At 56.1% G+C, this 2,736-nt stretch carries 4 protein-coding genes; 3 read left to right on the top strand and 1 reads right to left on the bottom strand.

Annotated features, from left to right (window positions below; translation table 11 throughout):
• Window positions 1-515, bottom strand: a 515-nt coding sequence (locus tag AB4Y36_RS40310) for a GntR family transcriptional regulator (RefSeq protein ID WP_368685917.1), incomplete at its 3' end; no start/stop codon positions are given.
• 383 nt (window positions 516-898) lie between these two features.
• On the opposite strand from AB4Y36_RS40310, the gene AB4Y36_RS40305 reads away from it, so the two are divergent.
• From AB4Y36_RS40305 to AB4Y36_RS40295, 3 genes are read left to right on the top strand one after another with little or no spacing between them, the layout of a single operon-like run.
• Window positions 899-1,531, top strand: a complete 633-nt coding sequence (locus AB4Y36_RS40305) for an NAD(P)H-dependent oxidoreductase (RefSeq protein ID WP_342923968.1) — start codon at window positions 899-901, stop codon at window positions 1,529-1,531.
• A 15-nt stretch (window positions 1,532-1,546) separates the two neighbouring features.
• Window positions 1,547-1,831 carry a DUF3331 domain-containing protein gene (locus AB4Y36_RS40300; protein WP_342923969.1) on the top strand — a complete coding sequence of 95 codons (285 nt, stop codon included), beginning with the start codon at window positions 1,547-1,549 and terminating at the stop codon, window positions 1,829-1,831.
• Window positions 1,832-1,844: 13 nt separating this feature from the next.
• On the top strand, window positions 1,845-2,555 hold the full coding sequence (locus tag AB4Y36_RS40295) for an SDR family NAD(P)-dependent oxidoreductase (RefSeq protein ID WP_368685916.1): 711 nt from the start codon (window positions 1,845-1,847) through the stop codon (window positions 2,553-2,555).
• The last annotated feature ends 181 nt before the right edge of the window (window positions 2,556-2,736 follow it).

Raw genomic sequence — 2,736 nt, 5'->3', positions numbered from 1 at the left:
TGCTCCGGATGACAGTGGAAGTTTCGCGCGATGGAGAGATTGCCTGCGATCTCTCTGCGCAGGTCGAATTCGCCTCTCGGATCAGGATAGAGCAGCGACGACAGGCCCGCTGTTTTTAGCAGGTTGGAAGAGCGAGCCCGCGAAAAAAGCTTTTCCGGCAGTCCTTCAAACGCGGGAATACCGAGTTGGAAAATCGCTGGCCCGGCCTTCATCTCCTCATATGATTTCATAAACGAACTGAGCCGCGCCGCCTTTCGTTGAGCAGTGGCGACGCGAAGCCGCGGAGCGACTCGCGTTCCCCCAGCTCCAAACGTTTCTATCATCTGTGAATCATTCAAAAGCTCATAGGCAGCCTTAACGGTCCCGCGCGCGACCCCGAGCTGCGACGCAAGGTCTTTCCATGATGGCAGCCGTGTACCGGATTCGAGCAGCCCAGACTCTATTGCTCTGCTGATGCTCTCAAAAATCTGCTCTGTGAGGGGCCGTTTTGCTGTCCGGTCGAGCTGTATCTGCAAGTCTGAAGCCATAGTCTTGGTACACACGAAAATCACAATCTTGGTACTGTTTTATGCACCGTGAATAGTACAGAATCTGCCCTACCAACAGTGCTACAAACGCGAAGTCAATACGGAATGTGGCTCTTGCAGCATGCACCCGATTTTCTCTCCGTATTCGGTCGAAGCTGCGAGCTGCAAATGCGGGGCATTTTCATGCCGTGCTGGAGCCGCAAGGGCGCAGAGTGTTGCACAGATGGAAACAGCCTGCACAAAGCCTTCGTTAACCAGGCATTTAAGACGCACTTCGATCTCGGTGCCCGATGTTTCACGCGCCCGATTTCGTCTGCTGGTCAAGCAGCCGCGCGACCAAAGCTGCTGCAAAATCTGCTGGAGAAAATTGTATGAATATTCTGCACATCGACTGCAGCCCTAGACTGGGATCGCATAGCCGAAAACTCTCGGCGGGAATCGTCGAAAAGATTCAAACGCTCTTGCCGGGCGTGGAGGTTCGCCGCCGGGACCTTGGGCTGGAGCCGATACCTCATCTCGGAGCCGCCTACGCCGACATACTCTCGACGCCTGCGACGTTGGCTGCTGCAGGAAGGACCGCTGGCGCTGTACTTTTCGCGGAGGAACTCATTCAGGAGGTCGAGGATTCCGATGTGATCGTCATCGGTACTCCGATGAATAACCTGACGGTTCCGTCCGTCCTGAAAGCGTGGATCGATCAGCTTATCCGCGTCGGACGCACGATGCAGTCGACGCCCGCTGGCAAGGTTGGAATGCTTCGGGACCGTCCGGTATTCGTCGGCATTGCCTCCGGTGGCGTGTTTACTGGCGAACGCGCCAACCAGCCGGATTTCCTCACGCCTTATCTTTCTGCCGTACTGGCTTGCATTGGCTTCACCACCATCCACTATTTGCCGCTGCAGGCAACTGCATTTCTCGATGAGGATCAATCCGCGCAACTTCGGGCTTCTCTGATAGCCACGATTGAGCCGCTTTTGACCACTCTCGCGTGCAGCCACGTTTGAGCGTGCGGATATCTCATGCCAAATCTGCCGACGCCTTCGCAAGTCTCCGTTGTGGAGAAACTGTCGTCGACGACGATTAGTGTCCGCTGGAGTGATCCCTGCATGGGACGTTACGAGAGCCAGATCTGGACTATTGGATCGGCACCAGCGGAAGCGGTCTGTGCGCTGTCCGGTAAGGCCATACACCGTGGCGACCCGATATTTCGCCCTCGTGTGAGTCGAACGCATAAACCAGTCAACCGCCATACGGTGATTCTGGCTTCCGCAGTAGGTTGTTTTTCTGAAGAACCATCATGTTAGGGGGCACTGGATCATGAGCGCATTGCGAAAGGTCGTGGTGGTAACCGGAGCATCGCAGGGAATTGGCGCCGCCATCGTTCAGGCGTTCCGCAAGCTCGATTACGCGGTCGTCGCGACGTCCCGCTCGATACAACCCTCTGTCGACAAAGACGTTCTGACGATAGCTGGCGACATTGGTGATCCTGCTGTGGCGCAGCAAGTCATCGCCGAAGGGGTCGCGCGATTTGGACGGATCGACACGCTTGTGAACAACGCCGGCATATATATCGGCAAGCCTTTCACAGAACATAGCGCGGCGGACTACGCAGCGGTGATGAATGTGAACATGGCGGGATTCTTTCACATCACGCAACTGGCGATTGCGGAGATGAAGAAGCATTCTCGCGGCCACGTAGTGAGCGTCACTGCGAGCGTCGCCGACATCGCGTACAGCGGAGTTTCTTCGTCACTAGCGGCATTGACAAAGGGCGGTCTCAACGCCGCAACGAAGTCGCTCGCCATTGAGTATGCAAGCAAGGGAATTCGGGTGAACGCGGTGGCTCCGGGTTTGATCAGGTCGACTATGCACAAGCCAGAAGCCCATGACGATCTCGCCGCGTTGGTTCCACTCGGATTCATGGGCGAGGTGGGCGATATCGCGGACGCGATTGTCTTTCTTGATTCAGCGTCGTTCGTCACGGGCGAGGTACTGCATGTCGACGGCGGGATGAGCGCTGGCCGATAGATTCGGTCCTGCAGTTGGCGAGGAATGAGCATCCCTTCTCGTCGAGATTTTCGGGCGCTGAAATTGTAAGTTTTGCCGTCACCTGATTTCCCCATGCCGAGGCCTTACGGAATTCTATGTCTCACGTCGACTGGTTAAGTCACCTGCTGCAATTGATCACCGTCACTGGCCGGCCTGAAGT

The sequence above is a fragment of the Paraburkholderia sp. BR10936 genome, from assembly GCF_040965735.1.
In the GTDB taxonomy this organism is placed as follows: Bacteria; Pseudomonadota; Gammaproteobacteria; order Burkholderiales; family Burkholderiaceae; genus Paraburkholderia; species Paraburkholderia nodosa_A.
This window is presented reverse-complemented; position numbering and strand designations above follow the sequence as displayed.

Bases quoted from the DNA above. Each gene is read 5' to 3' on its own strand.
- AB4Y36_RS40305 (WP_342923968.1), top strand. From the start codon at position 899: ATGAATATTCTGCACATCGACTGCAGCCCTAGACTGGGATCGCATAGC.
- AB4Y36_RS40300 (WP_342923969.1), top strand. From the start codon at position 1,547: ATGCCAAATCTGCCGACGCCTTCGCAAGTCTCCGTTGTGGAGAAACTG.
- AB4Y36_RS40295 (WP_368685916.1), top strand. From the start codon at position 1,845: ATGAGCGCATTGCGAAAGGTCGTGGTGGTAACCGGAGCATCGCAGGGA.